The sequence below is a fragment of the Corynebacterium sp. 32222D000AT genome, assembly GCF_053546955.1.
The window spans coordinates 1-20,971 of record NZ_JBPPVW010000009.1 but is presented as its reverse complement, the minus strand read 5'-3'; the positions used below and the strand labels follow the sequence as shown (position 1 = coordinate 20,971).

Below are 20,971 nucleotides of genomic sequence, written 5' to 3'. Positions count from 1 at the left end.
GCCCCGGCTAGGTCCGGCTAGGTCCAGCTGGGCAGCCACATCATGGACTGGTACCAACTCTCCGGGACAGTGAACCCGTAGAGAATGGGCGCGAAATAACAAAACATCGCCACGACGGCGGCCACGTAGACGACCACGGCCACCGTGCCCCACCGCAGCGGGCGGGCCCAGCCGGCCACCGGCCCGCGCCCGGCCAGCTGCCCGGCTATTAGCGCCAAGCCAACGATGACGAAGGGGATAAGCGCGGCGGCGTAGAAGAAATACATCTGCCGGTCGTAGGCGGCCAGCCACGGCAGGAAGCCGGCGGCGAAACCGATAAGCACCGGGGCGAAGCGGCGGTCGCGGCGCACGAACCAGCACCACGCCGACCACACCAGCACCGGCACGATGAGCCACCAGATAATCGGTGTGCCGAACAGGAAGAGCATCTGACGGCACTCGATGCCGCCCGTGCACGTCAGCTCCGTATGCGAGTGGTAGAGGATCGGGCGGGCGCCGACCAGCCACGCCCACGGCTTGGAATCCCACGGGTGCGAGTGCCCGCCGGAGGTGGTCAGGGAGGCGTGGAATTCCAACACCGAGAGGTGATAGTAGAGCCAGCTGGCGAGGGCATCGGGAAGCAGGTGCAGCCAGGAGCCGGCCTCGATGGTGCCGTCGGTGGCCGCGTGGCGGTAGACGGCGGTCTCGCTGGTAAACCAGGCCCGCCAGGACCACACGTACAGCGCCGCCGGCACCACCACCAGCGAGGCCAGCGCGGCCGGGGTATCGCGCACCAGGGTGCCCAGCACATAGCGGCGCACACCGTAGCGGCGGCGCAGCCACAGATCCGCGAAAACGCTGGCCAGGCCGAAAAACATGAGGTAATACAGCCCGGACCACTTCACCGCCAGCGCCAAGCCCAAAAAGACGCCGGCGCTGAAGCGCCACCAGCGGAAGCCGAAGCGGGGGCCGAAGGCGGCATCGTTCAGCAGGCCCGCGCGCCAGGCATCGTCGAGGCGCTGGTGGACCTGCTTGTGGTCGTGGACTAGGGCCCAGGCCGCGGCGACGATGAAAAAGACCTGGAAGATGTCCAGCATGCCGAAGCGGGAGGAGACCAGCAGCACGCCGTCGCAGACCGCGATGAGGCCGGCGATGGTAGCCACCACCGTCGAGTTTGACAGCTGGCGGGCCAGCGCCATGATCAGCAGGACGGTGCCGACGCCGAAGAGTGCGGCCATCGTGCGCCAACCCAGCGGCGTGTAGCCAAAAATCTGCTCCGAGACCGCGATCAGCTGCTTGGCCAGCGGCGGGTGCACCACCAGTCCGTAGCCGGGGTTCGACTCGATGCCGCCGACGAAGAGGTTATCCCAGCTGCGCACCATGTCCCAGGCCTGCGGGACGTAGTGCTTCTCGTCGAAAATCGGGGTGCCGCTGGCGGTGGGGTACTGGAGGGCGACAAAGCGCGTGATGAGGGCCAGCGCGGCGATGACAAGCGTGGTGACCGTGTCCGCCCGGGTCCACGTGACGGGCCGCGGCAGGGCGGCCGGCCGGTTGTGGGCGCCGCGCGGGACGGCGGCGGGCTGGGCGGAGGAAGTACGGATACTCACCCCAGATAGTTTAGGGTACGGCCCTGTGCCATGCTATTAGGTATGAGCTTTGAGTTTTCGCTGGAGCCGCTGCCGCGCGGCGTCGTGCTGGCCGCCACCCCGTTGGGCAACCCGGGGGACGCCAGCGCGCGCCTTCTGCAGGCGCTGGGGCAGGCCGACGTCGTCGCGGCGGAGGACACCCGCCGCGTGCGGGCGCTCGCCCAGGCCCTGGGCGTGGAGATTCGGGGCAAGGTGGTCTCCAACTTCGACCACAACGAAGACGCCCGCGCCGCCGGGCTTATCGATGCCGCCCGCTCCGGCACCGTCCTCGTCGTCACCGATGCCGGCATGCCGATTGTCTCCGACCCGGGGCACTCCCTGGTGGTCGCTGCCGCCGAGGCCGGCGTGCGGGTGACCTGCCTGCCGGGCCCGTCCGCGGTGACCACCGCACTGGCGCTGTCCGGGCTGGGCGTGGGGCACTTCATCTTCGACGGTTTCGCCCCGCGCAAGGGCGGGCCGCGGCGCAAGTGGCTCGAGTCGCTGCGCGGCCAGGAGCGCGCCGTGGTCTTCTTCGAGTCCCCGCACCGGCTGGCTGAGACGCTCGAAGTGGCCGCCGAGGTGCTGGGGGAGGGCAGGCCCGCGGCGGTCTGCCGCGAGCTGACCAAGACCTACGAGGAGGTCAAGCGCGGCACGCTGGGTCAGCTGGCCGAGTGGGCGGGCGAGAACGCGCGCGGCGAGATCACCGTGGTCATCGAGGGCGGCAGCGCCGCCGCGGCGAGCGTGGACGAGCTGGTGCCCAAGGCCCAGGAGCTCGCTGCGGCGGGGCTGCGGCTCAAGGCGGCCTGCAAGCAGGTCGCCGGCGAGGCGGGGGTGTCGAGCCGCGAGCTCTACGATGCCGTCTTAGCCGCCCGCGACTAGCCGCCCGGAACGGGCGTTTCGGGGACCGTCTCTGCGGGCTCGCCGACCGCGGCCCGTCTCCCCACGGCCAGCCTTCAGGGGCCGCCCCCGCGGCTGGCAGTTCCCTGAGACCGGCGGCGAATAAATACTGTGTTTTTGGTCTACTTGCAGGGAAAATAACTGTTCACAGTAATTCTTAATCCAATTGTTATAGAAACGTGTTGTGTCACCGTCGGAAAACTTAAAGACTAGCGGATATGCCGGACGGCGTTGTGGTCACGGCGCGGCGAAAATCGGGGATAAAGCCCGGAGATTAAGGTAAAAACGCGCTCCGCAATTTGAAAGACTTTCTGGTTTAGAACAACCTGGATTGCATGACAAATTCGGAAAACAACGTGCCTGAAGGGGCGGATCCGCACGATCCGGACGTGCTGGATTCCAAACCGGTAGATCAAAAATACGAAACCGTTGATGAGGCGCTGGACGGCCAGTCGGCAACCAGCCAGCTGGCTTCCATGCTGGACAACAAGAGCCTTTCCTCCGAAAAGCACGAGGAAGAGCCTGTTGAGATGGCCGCCGAAGGTGACGCCAAGATCGACTGGACCGTGACCGGCATTGCCGGGGCGTTGGTTCTGGCTATCGTCATCTGGGGCCTGGCCGGCGCCGACAGCTTCGCTGAGTTCTCCGGCAAGGCCCTGAACCTGGTCGTCGATAACTTCGGCTGGGCCTACGTGCTGTTTACCACCATCTTCGTGGTCTTCGTCGTGGCTATCGCGGTCTCCAAGTTTGGTGCCATTCGCCTGGGCCATATAGATGAGGAGCCGGAGTTCTCCACGCCGTCGTGGATCGCGATGATGTTCGCGGCCGGCATGGGCATCGGCCTGATGTTCTACGGCGCGTCCGAGCCGCTGGCCTTCTACCGTGACGGGGTTCCGGATCACAACCCGCACGAGGTCGACACCGCTATGGCAACCGCCATGTTCCACTGGACGCTCCACCCCTGGGGCATCTATGCCATCGTGGGCCTGGCTATTGCGTACTCCACCTTCCGTATTGGTCGTAAGCAGCTGCTGTCCTCGGCCTTCGTGCCGCTCATCGGTGAGAAGGGCGCGGCCGGCCCGGTCGGCAAGCTGATTGATATCCTGTCGATTTTCGCCACCGTCTTCGGCACCGCCTGCTCCCTGGGCCTGGGCGCCCTGCAGATTCAGGCTGGCCTGTCCGCCTCCGGCATCATCGAGGATCCGGGCAACGGCGTGGTCATCGGCATCGTTCTGGTTCTGACCCTGGCCTTTATCCTGTCCGCTCTGTCGGGCGTGGGCCGCGGCATCCAGTACCTGTCCAACGCCAACATGGTCATGGCCGCGCTGCTGGCGATCTTCGTGTTCATCGTTGGCCCGACCGTCAACATCCTGAACCTGGTGCCGGGCTCCATCGGCGCCTACCTGGATAACTTCACCGAGATGATCGGCCGCACCGCCGAGTCCGCCAACGGCGAGGCCGGCGAGTGGCTCAGTGGCTACACCATCTTCTACTGGGCATGGTGGGTGTCCTGGTCGCCGTTCGTCGGTATGTTCCTGGCACGTATTTCCCGCGGCCGTTCCGTCCGCGAGTTCTGCGTCGGCGTCCTGCTGGTGCCGGCTGGCGTGTCCACCTTGTGGTTCGCTATCTTCGGCGGCTCGGCCATCCACGCTGAGCAGACCGGCAACTCGATTTCCGGCGAGAGCGCCGAGGAAGAGCTGTTCAACCTGCTCAACAGCATGCCGCTCGGGGCGATTGCTTCCATCATCGCCATGATTTTGTTGGCGACGTTCTTCATCACCTCCGCGGACTCCGCGTCGACGGTGATGGGCTCGATGTCGCAGAACGGCAAGTCCGATGCCCAGCCGTGGCTGTCGGCCATCTGGGGCGTGCTGACCGCCACCGTCGGCCTGACCCTGCTGCTGGTCAACGAGGACTCGCTGAATAACCTGCAGAACGTCACCATCGTGGCCGCCGCGCCGTTCCTGGTGATTGTCGTGCTGCTGATGTTCGCCATCGTCAAGGATCTGCGCAACGACGTCATCTACCTTGAGTACCGCGAATCCCAGGCCTTCCAGCGCAAGCTCGCCCGCGAGCGCCGCCTGCACCGCGAGTACCAGCGCGCACAGGAGAACAAGCGCCGCCGCGCCGAGCGCCTCAAGCTCAAGCGCAAGCACTAAATCTCTCGCGCACGCGACGAAAGCGCACCGACCCCTTTGCGGGCGGTGCGCTTTTTCTGGTTGAGGCACGCCGAGTAGGCGCTACGGAGTGGTTTCCGTGGCGCCTTTTCTTGTGCCTTTGCTTGTTGCCCGGCAGTCGTGGGGTTGGCTGGCCTTGTTCCTTGTGGCGGCCTCTCGCGGCTGGCCCCCGTGTCAGCCGTCAGCCGTCAGCCGCTGCTCCAGGGCGGGTCCCAGGTGACTGTGCCGTGTCTTCGGTTGACTCTTCCGTGTCTGGGGTAGGCAGGGTCGTCGTCGTTCCAGGAATTGTGGAACTCGCACAACAGCGTCAGGTTTTCTTGGTTGGTTTCACCGCCGCCGGCCCAGGGGCGGATGTGGTGGACCTGGCACTCATCCGCAGGCTTCCTACAGTTCGGCCAGGCGCAGGTGGTGGTTTCGGCTTTGGCCATGTCCTTCTGCTTCGGCGAGGCATGCCGTTGGTAGCGGTACTGGTTGACCGGCCCGCGCCTCGGATCCACCAGGGTGGCAAGACCGGCGTCCAGGAGGCATTGGCGGACGTAGTCGGCACCGGTCATGGTGGTGCCGTTGCTCAGCTGCAAGGTGATCTCGTCCCCGTCGCCGGCAAGGATGCGTACCCAGTCGGGAAGGGAGATGACCACGTGGGTGGTCTTGGGTTGTTTTTCAAGTCCTCCGCTGAACAAGGCTTCCACGTCAGGGATGGTCTTAATTGACGCCCAAAGGTTTTCCACCAGCTGCGGGTCCCCGGTAATGGAGAAGGTGCTGGGGCCGTCTTTGCGGCGGGTCACGCGCACGCCTTCGGCGGGTGGGGCCGGGCGGTTGAGTTCCAGGACTTTTTGGTTGGCAAGCCTGCGGAGTTGTGTGGTGGTGCCGGGGGTGTTGCACAGTTCGATGAGCATGGCCCAGGCGTCGCCCTGGTGGCGTACCCGGCGGAAGGCGTTGTCCAGGACTAGCAGGGTGTCGAGGTGGTGGCCGGATTCGGCGGCGGCTCGGCGGGCGGCGGCCTGCTTGCGCGTAAAGGACGTCTTCCCGAAGAAGGTCTGGCAGGCACGAAAGTGCGCGGCGGCGGCCACGTCGGACATGACAGCCTTCAAAGCGGGCAGGCTGAGCTGGCGGCACAGGTCCAGGTAGGAAATCCCGTCCGCGAAGATGGCGTGCGCTGCTTTGAGTGTGTCCATGGCTGTCGTTGTCATGACTCACACGCTAGGATCCCCTGACAACCCCTACAAGGGCCGGAATGCCGATCTGTGGATAACTCGGGGCAAAGTAACCATCCTGCGCACACCATCCACAGGCTGAAAACGGCCGTTTTTGCGGCGCCACCTGCCCAAAGGGAGAGAAATGGAGCAATGTGCCCAAGTGGGCATCGTTAAGCGCGGGACTGAAGTAGGAGGCCCGGGTGGAATTCGATAGGCTAGTAGGCATGACTGAGTCGGTAGTTGTAAACGTTGCCTGGCCGTATGCCAACGGCCCCCGCCATATCGGACACGTGGCGGGGTTCGGCGTCCCCTCGGATGTGTTCGCGCGCTACCAGCGAATGCGCGGCCGCAACGTGTTAATGGTCTCCGGCACGGACGAGCACGGCACGCCGCTGCTGGTGCAGGCCGACAAGGAGGGCATCTCGGTCCGCGAGCTGGCCGACCGCTACAACCGGCAGATCGCCGAAGACTTGGCGGGCTTGGGCCTGTCCTACGACCTGTTCACCCGCACCACCACCCGCAACCACTACGCGGTGGTCCAAGAGCTGTTCAAGGGCCTCTACGCCAACGGCTACATGATCAAGGAGACCACCAAGGGTGCGATCTCCCCGTCGACGGGCCGCACCCTGCCGGACCGCTACATCGAGGGCACCTGCCCCATCTGCGGTGCTGACGATGCCCGCGGCGACCAGTGCGACAACTGCGGCAACCAGCTGGACCCGGCCGACCTGATTAACCCGGTGTCCAAGATTAACGGCGAGACCCCCGAATTCATCGGTACGGAGCATTTCCTGCTGGACCTGCCGTCGCTGGCCGACGCGCTGCGCGAGTGGCTGTCCACCCGCGAGGACTGGCGCCCCAACGTGCTGAAGTTCTCCCTAAACCTGCTGAAAGACATCCGCCCGCGCGCGATGACCCGCGACATCGACTGGGGCATTCCGATCCCGGTCGAGGGCTGGGAGGAAAACTCCGCCAAGAAGCTCTACGTGTGGTTCGACGCGGTTATCGGCTACCTGTCTGCCTCCATCGAGTGGGCCCACCGCACCGGTAACCCGGACGCGTGGAAGGACTACTGGCAGAACCCGGAGGCGCGCCACTACTACTTCCAGGGCAAGGACAACATCACCTTCCACTCCCAGATCTGGCCGGCCGAGCTGCTGGGTTACGCCGGCCGCGGGGCCAAGGGCGGCGAGCAGCACGCGCTGGGCGAGCTGAACCTGCCGACGGAGATCGTCTCCTCGGAGTTCCTCACGATGTCCGGCTCGAAGTTCTCCTCGTCGAAGGGCGTGGTCATCTACGTCAAGGACTTCTTGAAGGAATTCGGCCCGGATCCGCTGCGCTATTTCATCGCCGTCGCCGGCCCGGAGAACACGGACACGGACTTCACCTGGGACGAGTTCGTCCGCCGCATCAACAACGAGCTGGCCAACGGCTGGGGCAACCTGGTCAACCGGACGGTCTCGATGGCGTACAAGAACTTCGGCGAGGTGCCGGCCCCGGCTAGCCTCACCGAGGCCGACAAGAAGATTCTGGAGCTGGCGGAGGAGTCTTTCGCCACCGTCGCGGAGGCCCTGGAGCACTCCAAGTTCAAGGTGGCCATCACGGCGGCTATGCACGTCGTCGGCGAGGCCAACGCCTACATCGCCGACCAGGAGCCGTGGAAGCTGGCCAAGGACGACAGCCAGCGCGAGCGCCTGGCGACGGTCCTGTGGACGGCCCTGCAGGTCGTCTCCGACTGCAACGTCATGCTCACCCCGTTCCTGCCGCACATCGCCCAGCAGGTCCACGAGACCCTGGGGCGCAGCGGCGTCTGGGCGGCGGAACCGCGCATCGAGGAAGTTGCTGACGACCTGCCGGTCGAGCTGGTCGGCGTGGGCCTGCCCCCGCAGGGTCACACGTACCCCATCATCACGGGAGATTACGACCAGCAGCAGGCCACCTGGGCCCGCGTGGACGTCGAACCGGGCACCGCGCTGGCTAAGCCGAAGCCGCTCATCGCCAAGCTGGATCCGGAGCTCGGCGAGACCGGCCCGGAGTGGGCGCCGGTCCAGAAATAACCGGGCTAGAAAATCGCGCGACTAGAAAATAGGCGCGCACCCCGAAGACTCCCGCTAGATGTCAGCGGGGGTCTTTACTGCTTGAAGTGGCGCTGCAGGTGCACCAGGCCCAGGCGCTGGTCGTTCTTGGTGTGGATATTCGGCATGCGGCCGGTCTCCTCGAAGCCGAGCTTGCGGTGCAGCGCCAGGGAGGCCTCGTTCGTGTCGACGATGTAGGTGATCATCGTGTGCACGTAGGGGTTGGCCCCGGCGTGCTCGACGACGGCACTGAGCAACGCGGTGCCGACCCCGCGCCCGGTGGCGGCGGGGGAGAGGTAGATGGTGTCCTCGACGGTGCCGTAGTAGATGCCCGGGATGACGAACTGGAAGTAGGCGGCGAAACCGATAACGCCGCTGTCGTCGGTGGCGACGAAGACGGGGTAGCCGTCGGCGTCCAAGTCGGCTATCCACTTGGCGCGGTCGGCGCCGGATTCCTGCCAGGTGACGAGGTTGTTGGCCGGGGTGGCGTTGGTGCCGGCGTTGAAGATGTCGGCGATGGCGTCGGCATCGTCGGCCGTGGCGCGGCGAATCTGGAAATCTGCCAAGGTTTTCGGCTCCTTAGTCTCTACTACGGGTGTTCCGTTAAGAGACAGTACCCCGCCTATAATGGCGCCATGTCGAAAAAGAAGCGCCCGACCCCGCAACCTGCTGAATTTATCCCGCACCTGGTGGATGCCCACACCCACTTGGCGTCGACCGGCGAGGCCGCTGAGCTTGTTGAGCGCGCCCGCGCCGCCGGTGTGGAGAAGCTGTGCACGGTAGGCGATGGCCTGGACGAGGCCGCCGCCGCGCTGCGCACCGCGCAGGAGTTCCCGGACGTCTACGCCGCCTGCGCCATCCACCCCACCCGCGCCCAGGAGCTGGACGCGCCCGCCCGCGAGAAGCTGCGCGAGATGGCTGCGGATCCGCGCTGCGTGGCCATCGGGGAGACCGGCCTGGACACCTACTGGATTAAGCACAGCCCGGAAGACACCGCCTCCCTGGAGGTCCAGGAGGAGGCGCTGCGCTGGCACATCGACCTGGCGGTGGAGACTGGCAAGACGCTGATGATCCACAACCGCGAGGCGGACGCCGATTTGCTCCGCGTGCTTGCCGATGCCCCCGCCCCGCCGCGCACCATGCTGCACTGTTTTTCCTCGCCGCTGGAGGTGGCCAAGGAGGCCATCGAGCGCGGCTATATCCTCTCGTTCGCGGGCAACGTGACCTTCAAGCGCAACGAGGAGATGCGCCAGGCCGCCGCGCTCGCCCCGGCCGGCCAGCTGCTGATTGAGACGGACGCGCCGTATATGACGCCGGAGCCCTATCGCGGGTCCCGCAACGAGCCGGCTTTTATCGGCCACACCGCGGCGTGCGTGGCGCAAGCGCGCGGCATGCGCGTCGAGGAGCTGGCAGAAGAGGTCTCGGCGACCTTCGACGCGGTCTACGGGCTGGCCTAAAGCCTAAGGTGTGGCGATCTTCACACGGGACGTTTCCGCAGGTAGTCGGTGGTGGCTGTGAATGCAGTGGTGGTTGGTGGCGCTGGGAAGGCTGTGTCCGTTTAGTTCTCGACTGAGCTGGGCTGTTATCGTACTGTTATTAAAAGTTGACGCCGAGGCCGCCAGCACGCGAATTGCGTGAACCGCGTGCGGCTAGGGCGCACCCACGTGGATAACACTATGGGTAAAACCAGCCGTGTCCCCAGCAGAAGAAAGCTCAGAGAGTTTAGAGTTCGATGACTACTTCCCACCAGATTAAGCGCATCAACAACACCCGTTCCCTGCCCCTGCGCATCGCCACCGGCGGCGTGCTGGGCACCCTGGCCGTCGGCGGCGTCGTGGCCGTCGGCGCCCAGAAGGACGTCACCGTCGACGTCAACGGGGAAGAGGTCGCGCTGACTACCTTCGCCAAGGACGTCGATGGCGCGCTGGACAGCGCCGGCATCCAGGTCGGCGACGAGGACGTGGTCTACCCGGCGCCGTCCGAGGGCCTGCGCGGCGGGGATACCATCACCGTGCGCACCGCGAAGCCGGTCGCCGTGACCGTCGATGGTGCGCAGCAGAAGCTGTCCTCGACCGCCGTGACCGTTGAGGACCTGGTCGGCCAGCTGGAAAACATCGCCCCGGGTGCGGCCATCCTGGCCGGCGGCTCCGAGGCGAACGCCTCCGACAAGGTCACCGAGAACATGTCGCTGGAGGTCGTCAGCCCGAAGATCGTCCGCATCAACGACGGCGGCAAGATCACCTACACCAAGATCGCGGCCAAGACCGTCGGCGACGTGCTGAAGGACCGCGGCATCGAGGTCGGCAAGGGCGACCAGGTCACCCCGGGCGTCGACGAGGCGCTGACCGAGGGAATGGAGATTAACGTCGACAAGATCTCCACGGACGAATTCGACGTCACCGAGGAATTCGACGCCGAGCCGAACTACGTCGACGATCCGGAGCTCGAGGAGGGCACCGAGGAGGTCCGCGAGGAAGGCGCCCCGGGCGAGCGCACCAAGACCTTCCGCGTGGTGACCAAGAACGGCAAGGAAGAGTCCAAGGACGTCATCAAGGAAGAGGTCCACAAGGAGCCGACCGCCGCCGTGGTCGCCCGCGGCACCAAGAAGGCCGCCTCCGCCCCGGCCGTGGCCGGCGGCTCGGTCTGGGACTCCCTCGTGCAGTGCGAGGCCGGCGGCGACTGGAACATCAACACCGGCAACGGCTTCTCCGGCGGCCTGCAGTTCACCCCGTCCACCTGGGCGGGCCACGGCGGCACCGAATACGCCCCGGAGGCCTGGCAGGCCACCCGCGAGCAGCAGATTGCGGTCGCCGAGCGCGTGCAGGCATCGCAGGGCTGGGGCGCCTGGCCGGCCTGCACCGCCAAGATGGGTCTGCGCTAAAAACCGCAGCGGGCATGGACTAAGATGGGTGCCCATGAGTGACACCCTCCTGGGCCCGCAAGAAATCCGCCAGCTGGCGCAGCAGCTGGAGGTAACCCCCACCAAGAAGTGGGGGCAGAATTTCCTGCTGGATCCGAACACCATCCGCCGGATCGTCGCCGCCGCAGAGGTCGGCCCAGAAGATCGGGTCATCGAAGTAGGCCCGGGGCTGGGCTCGCTGACGCTCGGGCTGGTGGGCCAGGCCGCCCAGGTCACCGCCGTGGAGATTGACCCGCGCCTGGCCGGGCAGCTGCCGAAGACCGTCGCCGAGCGCGATCCCGCCCACGCGGCGAAGCTCGCCGTGGTGGAAAAAGACGCGCTGAAAATCACCGCGGGCGAGCTGGGGGAGCCGACCGCGCTGGTGGCCAACCTGCCGTACAACGTCGCGGTGCCGGTGCTGTTGCACCTGCTCGCGGCCTACCCCTCCATCGAGCGCGTGCTGGTCATGGTCCAACTGGAGGTCGCCCAGCGGCTGGCGGCGCAGCCCGGCAGCAAGATCTACGGCGTGCCCAGCGTGAAGGCCGCCTTTTACGGCAAGGTGCGACAGGCCGGGACCATCGGGCGCAATGTCTTTTGGCCCGCGCCGAATATTGAGTCCGGCCTGGTGCGCATCGATTGCTACCGCCCGGCCCAGGCGCCCTGGCCGGTCACGGAAGAGGCCCGCGCGAAGCTCTGGCCGGTTGTCGATGCCGCCTTCGCCCAGCGCCGCAAAACCCTCCGCGCCAGTCTGGCCGGGCACTTCGGCTCCGCCAACGCGGCGGAAGAGGCGCTGCGGGCGGCGGGCATCGATCCGCGCCAGCGCGGCGAGAAACTCGCGGTGGAAGACTTCGCCCGGCTGGCGGGCATCGCCGGGCAGGCAGGGGAGGCGAACTAATGGGTGACTATGCGGTGCGGGCGCTCGCGCATGCCAAGGTGAACCTGCACCTGGGCGTCGGTCAAGCGCGCGAGGATGGCTACCACGAGCTGGTCAGTGTGTTTCAGGCCCTGGATATCCACGACGTCGTGGAGCTGAAAACCTGCGGTACCGTGCGGGCGGGAGAGCCGACCGTGGTGGGCATGGCCGTTGCCGGCGCTTACGCCCACGGGGTACCGGCCAACGAGCAGAACCTGGCGTGGCGGGCCGTGGAGCTGGTCGCGCGTGGCTTTCGGGATCGCGGCGTAGGCGAGCTGCCCGGCGTTTATATCGGGCTGAGCAAGGGGATTCCGGCGGCCGGCGGGATGGCCGGCGGCTCGGCGGACGCGGCGGCGGCGCTGCGGGCGGCCAACGAGGTCTTTGCCCGGGCCAGCGGGCGGGCCGGGCTGGGGGAGCCGGAGCTGTACCGGGCGGCCGAAGAGCTGGGGTCGGACGTGCCGTTTACCCTGATGGGCGGCACGGCGTTGGGTACGGGCCGGGGAGAGAGGCTCGCGGAGATGCTCACGCGCAGCTCTTACTGCTGGGCGCTTATTACCTCCGCGGAAGGTTTGTCGACCCCGGCGGTCTTCGGGGAGCTGGACCGGCTCCGCGCGGCCGGGCAGGGCGGCACCCCGCGCCTGGATGCGCAGCCGGTCGCGCAGGCGCTGCTGCGCGGGACGCCGGAGGCGCTCGCCGAGGTGCTGGCGAATGACCTGCAGCCGGCGGCGCTGAGCCTGCGCCCGGACCTGCGCCAGACGCTGCGGGTGGGGGAGGCCGCGGGCGCGCTGGCGGGCATCGTCTCGGGCTCGGGGCCCACGTGCGCCTTCTTGTGCGCGGACCCGGAGGCCGCGGCCGACGTGGTGGGGGAAGTCACCACGGAAATCCCCGGCACGCGGGGACTCGTAGCGCACGGGCCCGCCCGCGGGGCGCACCTGGTGGAGGCGGCAGGATCGGAGGATTAGAGGACTTCCATCTCCGTGACCGGGGTCTCCAGCTCGACGCGCTTGACGACTTCCTTCTTGAACAGGTCGATGATGACCAGTTCCTTCTGGTTGGCGTCGGTGACATACGCGTAGCCGTTCGCCGCCTTCAGGATGGGGCCGGGGGCCTGCCATTCCTCGTTTTCTGTCCACGGAGAAATCGCCTCGATGCTGTCGGTGACCGCGGCCGAATCCGGGTCGATGACGTTGAGTTTGCCGTCGGTGGTCAGCACCAGACCCTCGCCGAGCGGGCCGCGGGCCAGGGAGCGGAACCAGTAGCTGCCATCCAAGTCGACGGTGCGGGCGGTGCGATCCTCGACGTTGATGAGGACCACGGAGGTGGGGCGCTCGTGCTCGGCGTTAGCGTCGGTCTTGTTGTCGGCCAGGATGATGTTGGATTCTTCCGAGCCGGCGGCGTTGCCGGAGCGCTGGTAGCCGTCCTTGCCGGCGAACGCGGAGACGTCGACCTTGTGGAAGTCGGATCCGTCGAAGACGACGGGGCCGTCCTCGCAGCCGAAGACAATATTGCCGTTCTGGGCGGCGGCCTCGCCGTGCACGCCGGGGCACTCGGCGGTCTCGGCGAGCTTCTTGCCGTCGGCGTCTAGGTGCACGATGGTGTGGCGCTCGTCCTCGGTGCCCTTGGTGACCACCACGGAGCCGTCCTTTAACGGCACGGCCACTCCGTGGTGCGGGGCGCCGGTATCGACGGTGTTGACGGGGTCGGCGGCGGTGCCGTCGGCGACCATGTCGTCGGTCTTGTAGATCTTGGCCGTACCGTCGCCGTCGGAGAAGAGCGCCGTGTAGCCGTCGTGGCTGACCACGTGGCCGGCGTGGGGGAGGTCGTCGAAGGTGGCGTCGCTAAGCGCGGGGTCCTGGACGAAGTAGTGGAAGTGGTCGCCGTGGGCCTGGCGGATGAGCCCCATGTCGAAGGCTTGGAACTTGTCGCCGCGGGTGACCAGGGCGTGGCGTCCGTCGCCGGCCGGGTTCAGGCGCTTGAAGCCGGAGGCCTCGTCGCGGCCGATTTCCTCGCCGGTCTTGGCGTCCAGGCTGATGAGCTCGTCGTCGGTGCTGAGCAGGATGCGGCCCGGCAGCTGGGCGACCTCTTCCTGGCCGGCGGCGGCCTCGACCCCGTCGTGGTGGTGCTCGTGCTCGGAGTGACCGGCGGCAGAGTGTCCGGCCTCGGAGGGCTGCGACTCGGCGCTGTCGTCGGGGCGGGAGCAGCCGGTGACCAACAGTCCGGCGGCGGTTAAAGCGGCAAGGGTGCGAATAGTCGATTTCTGCATACCGAAAGACTATTGCAAATAGTATTCAACTGCAATAAGGGGTGTGGTGGGCGGCGAAGTAAGATGGTGGGCTGTTATGGCGAACCTTTTAAACTTGGAACAAGTCAGCAAGTCCTACGGTCTGAAAACCCTGCTCGACGGGGTGTCGTTGGGCGTGCAGACGGGCGACCGCATCGGCATCGTCGGGGTCAACGGCGGGGGTAAGACGACCCTGCTGGAGGTCTTGAGCGGCATCGCGGAGCCGGACGCGGGGCGGGTCAGCCACGCCAACGATCTGCGCATGACGGTGGTGACCCAGCGCTTCGAGCTGGACGAGCAGCTGACCATTGCCGACTGTGTGGTGGCGCCACTCGGCCTGGAGACCTACGAGTGGGCCTCGAACGCGAAGGTGCGCGACGTGCTGTCGGGGCTGGGCATCGCGGAGCTGGGCCTGGAGACCCCGGTCGGGCAGCTCTCTGGCGGGGAGAAGCGCCGCGTGAGCCTGGCCGCGGCCCTGGTCAAGGACCTGGACCTGGTGGTTTTGGACGAGCCGACCAACCACCTCGACGTCGAGGGCGTGCAGTGGCTGGCCCAGCACCTTCTGGCGCGCAAGCTGGCGCTCATCGTGGTCACCCACGACCGCTGGTTCCTGGACACGGTGGCCACGCTGACCTGGGAGGTCCACGACGCCACCGTCGATGTCTACGAGGGCGGCTACAACGACTGGACCTTCGCGCGGGCGGAGCGGGCCCGGCAGGCCGACGCCATGGAGCAGCGCCGCCGCAACCTGGCGCGCAAGGAGCTGGCCTGGCTGCGCCGCGGCGCGCCGGCGCGCACCTCGAAGCCGCGCTACCGCGTCGAGGCGGCCGAGGCGCTGATCGCCGACGTGCCCGCCCCGCGCGACAAGGTCGAGCTGATGAGCTTTTCCAAGCAGCGCCAGGGCAGGGTGGTCATCGAGCTCGAGGACGCGACCATCGCCGCCCCGGACGGGCGGGTGCTGCTCGATCACTTCACGTGGCGCCTGGCCCCGGGTGAGCGCATCGGCCTGGTGGGCGTGAACGGCTCCGGCAAGACCACCCTGCTGCGCGCGTTGGCTGGCGACTACGAGCTGGCTGCCGGCAAGCGCATCGAAGGCCAGACCGTGCGGCTGGGCTGGCTGCGCCAGGAGCTCGACGACCTAGACCCGCAGCGCCGGCTCATCGACGCCGTCGAGGACGTGGCCACCTACGTCCAGCTGGGCAAGAAGGAACTGTCCGCCTCCCAGCTGGCCGAGCGCTTGGGCTTTAGCCCGAAGCGCCAGCGCACCCCGGTTGGGGATCTCTCCGGCGGCGAGCGCCGCCGCCTGCAGCTAACCCGCGTGCTCATGGCGGAGCCGAACATCCTGCTGCTGGACGAGCCGACCAACGACTTAGACATCGACACCCTCCAGGAGCTGGAGTCCCTGCTGGACTCCTGGCCGGGCACCCTCGTGGTCATCTCCCACGACCGCTATCTCATCGAGCGCATCGCTGACAACGCCTACGCGCTGTTCGGGGACGGGAAGCTCACGCACTTGCCCGGTGGCATCGACGAGTACCTGCGTCGCCGCGCCGAGCAGGAAGCCGCCGCCGAGCGCGCGGTCATCAACCTGGGCGACGGCGAGTCCCCGGCGCCGGAGAAGAAGGGCCTGTCGCAGGCCGAGGAGCGCACCATCACCAAGAAGATGAACGCGCTCGAGCGCAAGATCACCAAGCTGGACCAGCAGATAGACCAGGTCAACCAGGAGATGGCCGAGGCCGCCGAACAGGTCGATACTGAGCGGCTGACGGCGCTGGATACGACACTGAAGGGGCACCGGCAGCAGCGCGAGGAATTGGAAATGGAATGGTTGGAATGGGGCGAAAAGCTGGAAGCGTAGCGTTGGACCACGCGCGCGACGTCTTCTCCCGGCTCAACGCCTGGGGCGCGCTGGCCGCCGCGATCTTCTTCGTTATCGGGCTGACCCCGTCCATCCTGCCGCGCACCTGGTACTACCAGGGTCTTATCTGCGGCCTGGCGGCTGGCCTGGGCTACCTGGTGGGGCTCGGCCTCGAGTGGCTGTGGACCCGGATCGTGCGGCGCTACCTCGCGCCGCGCTACCGCTGGCTCGACGCGGAGACGTGGTCGCCGCGCCAACGGACCTTCACCGCCTACGCCTTCTACGCCGTGCTGGGCATCTGGGTGCTGGCGGTGACCTTCTACTCGGTGCGGTGGCAGCGCGACGTCGCCGATAACTTCTCGGTGCCGGCACTTAGCCTGCCCAAATACCTGCTGGTCCTGCCGGTGGCGCTGGCCGTGTTCACCGCGCTGGTCGTCGTGGCCCGCGGGCTGCGGAACCTGGTCCGCGCGCTGGGGAAGGCTATCCCGGGCAACTGGCCGCGGCGCCGCCGCCAGCTCGTCGCCGCCGTGGTGGTCGCCGCCCTAGGCGTCTACCTGCTCGACAGCGTGGTCCCGGGCGTCATCGTGCGCGCCGGGGAGAAGATCTTTACCGCCCAGAACGCCGACCCAGACCCGGCCACGCGCGCGCCCGCCAACCCGGAGCGCTCCGGCTCGCCTGACTCCGTCATCGACTTCGACGGGGTGGGGCTGCAGGGCTCGCGCTTCTTGAACGCCGGGGCCTCGCGCGCGGAACTCGAACGCGTGACCGGGCGCCCGGCGAAAGAACCCATCCGTGCTTATGCCGGCCTGGGCAACGGCGCGACGAATACGGAACGCGCCCGCCTGCTCATCGAAGAACTGGAGCGGACCAACGCCACCGAGCGGGAGGCCATCCTGCTGGTGATGACCACGGGCACGGGCTGGGTTTCGTCCTATTCCGCCCAGGGCTTCGAGCTGCTTTACGGCGGGGACACCGCGGTGGTCGCCGCGCAGTACTCGGCTATGCCCTCGGCCTTCCACTTCCTGGCCGGCGGCGAGCAGGTCGAGCGCGCCGGGCAGGAATTCATCACCCCGATTGTCGACTGGTGGAACACCCTGCCACGCCAGGACCGCCCGCGGCTCTACCTCTACGGCGAGTCGCTGGGCACCACCGGCATCGAGGCGGCCTTTTCCGGGCTCCGCGACATTGCCAACTCTGTCGACGGCATCCTGCTGACCGGCCCGCCGCACTTCAACCGGCTGCGCACCCAGTTCGTGGAGCGCCGCGACCCCGGCACCACGGAGATCAACCCGGTCTACGCCGGCGGTCTGGTGGTGCGTTTTGCCACCACCAGCGCCCAGGCCCGCGAGTGGGCCAGCCTGCCGGAGCAGGAGTGGGGGCCGACCCGCATGCTGTATATTCAGCACACTTCGGACCCGGTCAGCTGGTGGTCGCCGGGCCTGACCTGGCGCGAGCCCGACTGGATGAGTGAGGACACGCAGGCCAGCCGCGACTCCGCGATGTCCTGGTTCCCGGTGATTACCTCCCTGCAGGTCGCCGCGGATCTGCCGGGGGCGAAGAACGTCCCGGACGGCGCCGGCCACAACTACGGCGAGTCCGTCATCGACGGCTTCGTTTCCATCGCCGGCCCGCAGCTCGCCGCCCAGCGCGATCTCGGCGAACTGCACCGGCAGTTCGCTGAGCTGGACGTCGACAAGTACTAGCGGCCACTAAGGCGCAAAGGATTACAAAGCGGTATCGATCCGCCGCCACGGGCCGGATCGCCTGGCGAAAGCCGGGCGGGGCTGGCAAGGTCGGGGTTATGCGCAACCAGCGAAACCGTAAGTTTTGTACCGTCCTGGCCGCCGTCGCCGTGACCTTCGGCGGGACGCAGGCCGCCCAGGCCCAGGTGCTGCCGCAGCCGGCCGACCTGTCCTCCCAGGCAGGCGCCCAGGTCGAGCAGCTGTCCTCGCAGATCCCGCAGGTGGAGCTGCCCGCCCAGGCCTACGAGGCCGCCGACCGCTTTGGCATCCAGCTGCCGGCCTTCATCGCCCCGCCCAAGGGCGCCGCCTTTGCCCAGGTCCGCTCCGACCTCGGCGCCGCCACCCACGCCCACCTGGTCAAGCAGGGCCACCACCCGAACCAGAACGCCGCCGGCATCGCCCAGCAGTGGGCCGACGAGGCCGCGGCCGGCAAGGTGAGCTTCGACGGCAAGGTCGGCCACGGTGCCGCGGCTGCCGATGCCGGCGAGGGCTCCGTTCACCGCCTGACCGAGCAGGAAGCCCGCGAGCGCACCGCCTGGCTCAACCGCGACGTCCCGGTCACCCGGATCGACGACGGCCGCGGCTTCGGCGTGGCCACCGCCACCGACGGAAAGTTCGTCTACGTGGCCGAGTTCTTCCTGCGCTAGCAGGAACTACAACGCACCACAGGGCGCAGGGAAGCCCCGGGATCCGTGTGATCAGCGCCTCCTCGGCGAGCTAAGGCCCCATCCACCCAGACGGGTAGGATGGGGCCATGATTTTCATCAACGTTCAATTCCACGTCAAGCCCGAGTACGCCGAGACCTTCCTCGATGAGATCGACTGGTACACCCAGGCCTGCAACGCCGAGGAGGGCTGCTTGGACTTCAAGTGGTTCCGGGATCCGGAAGACCGTCAGAAGTTCCTGCTGCTGGAGACCTACGCCGACGGCAAGGACGTCGACCACGTCCAGTCCGAGCACTTCGAGCGCTCCTGCCGCGAGTTCCCGCAGTACCTGGTCGAGACCCCGGACATCATCAACTTCCACATCGAGGGTAAGGAGTCCTGGGACAAGATGGCAGAGTTTAAGGTCGAGGACTAGACCTCGCACTTAGTTGTCGTGGCCTTCTCCCCGTGGGCATAGCGCAGCAGCCCGTAGTAGAAGGCCAGGGCATATTGGTCGGTGCCCACGCCCGCCACCGGATGGATCCCGTCTTCGCGCAGGTAGTTCGGGTCGTGCTGGGCGTGTGAGCACCAGTCCGCCAGGTAGACGTTGTCGTATTTTTTCACCGCGGCGATGGTCTCCTGCCGCGCCGTGGTCATCCAGTCGCGGTCGCCGTAGGGGGTGGCGATGAGCACCGTGCGCTCTGGCCCGATGATCTTCATCATCTGATCTATTTCATCATCTAGCTGCGGGCCGTTGGTGCCGAATCCCAAAAAGACCGTGTCCCGCAGCTGGCCCGAGTCCGCGAGCTGCTGGATGGCCGGCAGGCCTTGGTCGTAGTGCCGGGAGACCGCCGCGTCGATATAGATGCCGGGGAAGCGGTCCTGCAGCGACTGGCTGGAGGCCAGCATCACGGAATCACCCACGGCCGTGATCTCGTCGCCGCTGGGCATGGGGTGCACCATGTCCGGGCTCTTCTTGTCCGCCGAGGTCTTGTCATTCGGGGCACCAGCGGCGTCCCCGCCGCCCTGGCCCGCGTTTTTCTCGCTGGGTGCCTGGGCGTTGTTGGACTGGTTCTGGGCCGCCAGGTCATCCAGTTCCTGCTCGAAGGAGGTCTTGTCGCCGGAGTGGCTAAGGCCCCAGGCGATGCCGCCGAGGGAGCTGAAGACCAGCACGGGGACCAGCGGCCACGCCGCCACCTTCCACGCCGAGCGCAGCGTGGGCCAGTCGGGGCGGGCGGACCAGAAATCGCGGGCGGTGGTGCGGTAGCCGCGGCGGCGCAGCGGGTTCTCAATGCACCGGTAGCTCAGCTCCGCCAGCCCGGCGGAGAGCAGCAGGGCGACGACGCCCACAGACCACGCATTGGCGTTGCCGGCAAGCTCCCGCAGGATGATGACGATGGGCCAGTGCCACAGGTACAGGGAGAACGAGCGCTTGCCGGCCCAGCGCATGACGCGGTTGGCGAACAGCGCGTTGAGTAGCGGGCGCTCGGCCAGGATGCCGCAGATGATCGCCACCCCCAGCACGCTGGAGGCCAGCAGCCCGCCGCGGTAGGTCAGTGCCAGGTCGTCGGCCATGAACAAAAGCTGCGCGGCGTAGGCGACCAACGCCACCAGGCCTACGGCCTCGGCCACGCGCCGCCCGGACGCGGAGTAGTGCGGCCACGCGGGCGCGTCCGGGTTGGGGTTGCGGGTGGTGATGATGAGCGACAAGCCCGCGCCGGCCAGCAGGCCGAAGGCGTGGGTGTCGGTGCCGTAGTAGACGCGGGTCGGATCCTCGCCGGGGGTAAAGATCCAGGCCATCGCCAGCGCGGAGGCCACCCCCAGCGCCACGCTGACCCCTAGCGCTAGGCGCCGCGGCTGGCGCCTGCCCAGGGAGAACAGCCCCAGGATAATCAGCGGCCAGAGCAGGTAGAACTGCTCTTCCACGGCCAGGGACCAGTAGTGTGCAAAGACCTGGACCTCGTTGTCGGCGAAGTAGGACTGGGAGGTAGCTATCTGGACCCAGTTGTTGGCGAAGAACAGGGTGCCGAAGAACTGCTCGCGCAGGTTGACGGCGATATCGCCGCCGATCGCGCCGACGAGTGCGGTGCAGATCGCCAGCACGGCCACGGCCGCCGGCAGGATGCGGCGAAAGCGGCGGACCCAAAAATCGCGCAGGCTGATCCCGCCGGTGACGTCGAATTCCCGCACCAGCAGCGAGGTAATCAAAAACCCGGACAGGACGAAGAACATATCCACGCCCAGGTAGCCGCCCGGCAGCACATCACCAAAGAAGTGGTAGACGATGACCGCGGCGACCGCGAGGCCGCGCAGCCCGTCGAGGGCGGGCACGTAGCGCAGGCGCGCCGTGTTGTTCTTCCGGGCCGGCTTTTTCGACGCGGCGTCGCGGCCGCCGCCTATCTCCCGCGGGCGCGGCGACGCAGGGGAGGAGCCCGCCTTGCCGCCCGCCGGCAGCGCCGCCGGCGCGGCCTTGGCCACGCGGGACTTAGGGGCAGCGGCAGCCTTAGGTGCGTAGCCCACCACCTGGGGAGCGGCCTTGACCACCGGGCGGCGGGGGTTTGCCGGCTGCGCCGAACGGCCGGCGGGCAGCGCCTTGCGCTCTGGGTGGGGCCCGAGCTCCCGCTGGGCCGGCGGGGGCGCGGAGGCGGGGTTGGGGGGGGGGGGGGGCCCCTGTTTTTTAAAAA

16 protein-coding genes are annotated in these 20,971 nt (G+C 67.4%); 11 read left to right on the top strand and 5 right to left on the bottom strand.

Annotated features, from left to right (window positions below):
* Nucleotides 1–17 precede the first annotated feature (17 nt).
* Entirely contained in the window at nucleotides 18–1,517 is a 1,500-nt protein-coding gene (locus tag ACEE23_RS06955) for a dolichyl-phosphate-mannose--protein mannosyltransferase (RefSeq protein WP_448872896.1), read from the bottom strand.
* Between the two features lie 111 nt (nucleotides 1,518–1,628).
* Here ACEE23_RS06955 and rsmI point away from each other — a divergent pair, with 111 nt between their 5' ends.
* Both rsmI and ACEE23_RS06945 read left to right on the top strand, forming a co-directional pair.
* Complete coding sequence (rsmI, locus tag ACEE23_RS06950; RefSeq protein ID WP_448872878.1) at nucleotides 1,629–2,483, top strand: 16S rRNA (cytidine(1402)-2'-O)-methyltransferase; 855 nt, start codon at nucleotides 1,629–1,631, stop codon at nucleotides 2,481–2,483.
* Between the two features lie 353 nt (nucleotides 2,484–2,836).
* Nucleotides 2,837–4,660: a BCCT family transporter gene (locus ACEE23_RS06945; RefSeq protein WP_448872880.1), complete on the top strand. Its 1,824-nt coding sequence runs from the start codon at nucleotides 2,837–2,839 to the stop codon at nucleotides 4,658–4,660.
* Between the two features lie 206 nt (nucleotides 4,661–4,866).
* Here ACEE23_RS06945 and ACEE23_RS06940 read toward each other — a convergent pair whose 3' ends face one another.
* The gene (locus tag ACEE23_RS06940) at nucleotides 4,867–5,868 is read right to left on the bottom strand and encodes an HNH endonuclease signature motif containing protein (RefSeq protein ID WP_448872882.1); all 1,002 of its coding nucleotides are present in this window, start codon (nucleotides 5,866–5,868) and stop codon (nucleotides 4,867–4,869) included.
* Between the two features lie 230 nt (nucleotides 5,869–6,098).
* Between ACEE23_RS06940 and metG the strand changes: the two genes are divergently transcribed.
* Nucleotides 6,099–7,931: a methionine--tRNA ligase gene (gene metG, locus ACEE23_RS06935; protein ID WP_448872884.1), complete on the top strand. Its 1,833-nt coding sequence runs from the start codon at nucleotides 6,099–6,101 to the stop codon at nucleotides 7,929–7,931.
* Nucleotides 7,932–8,005: 74 nt separating this feature from the next.
* Here the strand turns inward: metG and ACEE23_RS06930 are convergent, their stop codons facing one another.
* Nucleotides 8,006–8,515: an N-acetyltransferase family protein gene (locus ACEE23_RS06930; protein ID WP_448872886.1), complete on the bottom strand. Its 510-nt coding sequence runs from the start codon at nucleotides 8,513–8,515 to the stop codon at nucleotides 8,006–8,008.
* 69 nt (nucleotides 8,516–8,584) lie between these two features.
* Here ACEE23_RS06930 and ACEE23_RS06925 point away from each other — a divergent pair, with 69 nt between their 5' ends.
* The 4 genes from ACEE23_RS06925 to ACEE23_RS06910 all read left to right on the top strand — a co-directional run bounded on the left by ACEE23_RS06925 (nucleotide 8,585) and on the right by ACEE23_RS06910 (nucleotide 12,723).
* Nucleotides 8,585–9,406: a TatD family hydrolase gene (locus ACEE23_RS06925; protein WP_448872888.1), complete on the top strand. Its 822-nt coding sequence runs from the start codon at nucleotides 8,585–8,587 to the stop codon at nucleotides 9,404–9,406.
* Between the two features lie 275 nt (nucleotides 9,407–9,681).
* Nucleotides 9,682–10,830 carry a transglycosylase family protein gene (locus tag ACEE23_RS06920; RefSeq protein ID WP_448872890.1) on the top strand — a complete coding sequence of 383 codons (1,149 nt, stop codon included), beginning with the start codon at nucleotides 9,682–9,684 and terminating at the stop codon, nucleotides 10,828–10,830.
* A gap of 34 nt (nucleotides 10,831–10,864) precedes the next feature.
* Nucleotides 10,865–11,743, top strand: coding sequence for a 16S rRNA (adenine(1518)-N(6)/adenine(1519)-N(6))-dimethyltransferase RsmA (gene rsmA / locus ACEE23_RS06915; RefSeq protein ID WP_448872892.1), 879 nt, complete (start codon nucleotides 10,865–10,867; stop codon nucleotides 11,741–11,743).
* The gene (locus tag ACEE23_RS06910; protein ID WP_448873555.1) at nucleotides 11,743–12,723 is read left to right on the top strand and encodes a 4-(cytidine 5'-diphospho)-2-C-methyl-D-erythritol kinase; all 981 of its coding nucleotides are present in this window, start codon (nucleotides 11,743–11,745) and stop codon (nucleotides 12,721–12,723) included. Before rsmA ends, ACEE23_RS06910 begins: the two co-directional genes overlap by 1 nt.
* Here ACEE23_RS06910 and ACEE23_RS06905 read toward each other — a convergent pair.
* Nucleotides 12,720–14,024 carry a hypothetical protein gene (locus ACEE23_RS06905; protein WP_448872932.1) on the bottom strand — a complete coding sequence of 435 codons (1,305 nt, stop codon included), beginning with the start codon at nucleotides 14,022–14,024 and terminating at the stop codon, nucleotides 12,720–12,722. The two genes, ACEE23_RS06910 and ACEE23_RS06905, sit on opposite strands and share 4 nt — an antisense overlap.
* A gap of 76 nt (nucleotides 14,025–14,100) precedes the next feature.
* Here ACEE23_RS06905 and ACEE23_RS06900 point away from each other — a divergent pair, with 76 nt between their 5' ends.
* From ACEE23_RS06900 to ACEE23_RS06885, 4 genes are all read left to right on the top strand, one after another.
* Nucleotides 14,101–15,900: an ABC-F family ATP-binding cassette domain-containing protein gene (locus ACEE23_RS06900; protein ID WP_448872930.1), complete on the top strand. Its 1,800-nt coding sequence runs from the start codon at nucleotides 14,101–14,103 to the stop codon at nucleotides 15,898–15,900.
* Nucleotides 15,876–17,603: an alpha/beta-hydrolase family protein gene (locus ACEE23_RS06895; RefSeq protein WP_448872928.1), complete on the top strand. Its 1,728-nt coding sequence runs from the start codon at nucleotides 15,876–15,878 to the stop codon at nucleotides 17,601–17,603. The genes ACEE23_RS06900 and ACEE23_RS06895 overlap by 25 nt, the downstream gene beginning before the upstream one ends.
* A 98-nt stretch (nucleotides 17,604–17,701) precedes the next feature.
* Complete coding sequence (locus tag ACEE23_RS06890) at nucleotides 17,702–18,289, top strand: hypothetical protein (protein ID WP_448872926.1); 588 nt, start codon at nucleotides 17,702–17,704, stop codon at nucleotides 18,287–18,289.
* A gap of 107 nt (nucleotides 18,290–18,396) precedes the next feature.
* The gene (locus ACEE23_RS06885) at nucleotides 18,397–18,723 is read left to right on the top strand and encodes a putative quinol monooxygenase (RefSeq protein WP_296204898.1); all 327 of its coding nucleotides are present in this window, start codon (nucleotides 18,397–18,399) and stop codon (nucleotides 18,721–18,723) included.
* On the opposite strand, the gene ACEE23_RS06880 is transcribed toward ACEE23_RS06885, so the two are convergent.
* Entirely contained in the window at nucleotides 18,720–20,807 is a 2,088-nt protein-coding gene (locus ACEE23_RS06880; RefSeq protein ID WP_448873553.1) for an acyltransferase family protein, read from the bottom strand. The two genes, ACEE23_RS06885 and ACEE23_RS06880, sit on opposite strands and share 4 nt — an antisense overlap.
* Nucleotides 20,808–20,971 lie beyond the last annotated feature (164 nt).

Coding starts and splice junctions, on each gene's coding strand:
- ACEE23_RS06890 (WP_448872926.1), top strand. CDS start 17,702: ATGCGCAACCAGCGAAACCGTAAGTTTTGTACCGTCCTGGCCGCCGTC.
- ACEE23_RS06900 (WP_448872930.1), top strand. CDS start 14,101: ATGGCGAACCTTTTAAACTTGGAACAAGTCAGCAAGTCCTACGGTCTG.
- ACEE23_RS06920 (WP_448872890.1), top strand. CDS start 9,682: ATGACTACTTCCCACCAGATTAAGCGCATCAACAACACCCGTTCCCTG.
- ACEE23_RS06905 (WP_448872932.1), bottom strand. CDS start 14,024: ATGCAGAAATCGACTATTCGCACCCTTGCCGCTTTAACCGCCGCCGGA.
- ACEE23_RS06895 (WP_448872928.1), top strand. CDS start 15,876: ATGGGGCGAAAAGCTGGAAGCGTAGCGTTGGACCACGCGCGCGACGTC.
- ACEE23_RS06945 (WP_448872880.1), top strand. CDS start 2,837: ATGACAAATTCGGAAAACAACGTGCCTGAAGGGGCGGATCCGCACGAT.
- ACEE23_RS06940 (WP_448872882.1), bottom strand. CDS start 5,868: ATGACAACGACAGCCATGGACACACTCAAAGCAGCGCACGCCATCTTC.
- metG (WP_448872884.1), top strand. CDS start 6,099: ATGACTGAGTCGGTAGTTGTAAACGTTGCCTGGCCGTATGCCAACGGC.
- ACEE23_RS06885 (WP_296204898.1), top strand. CDS start 18,397: ATGATTTTCATCAACGTTCAATTCCACGTCAAGCCCGAGTACGCCGAG.
- rsmA (WP_448872892.1), top strand. CDS start 10,865: ATGAGTGACACCCTCCTGGGCCCGCAAGAAATCCGCCAGCTGGCGCAG.
- ACEE23_RS06925 (WP_448872888.1), top strand. CDS start 8,585: ATGTCGAAAAAGAAGCGCCCGACCCCGCAACCTGCTGAATTTATCCCG.
- rsmI (WP_448872878.1), top strand. CDS start 1,629: ATGAGCTTTGAGTTTTCGCTGGAGCCGCTGCCGCGCGGCGTCGTGCTG.
- ACEE23_RS06910 (WP_448873555.1), top strand. CDS start 11,743: ATGGGTGACTATGCGGTGCGGGCGCTCGCGCATGCCAAGGTGAACCTG.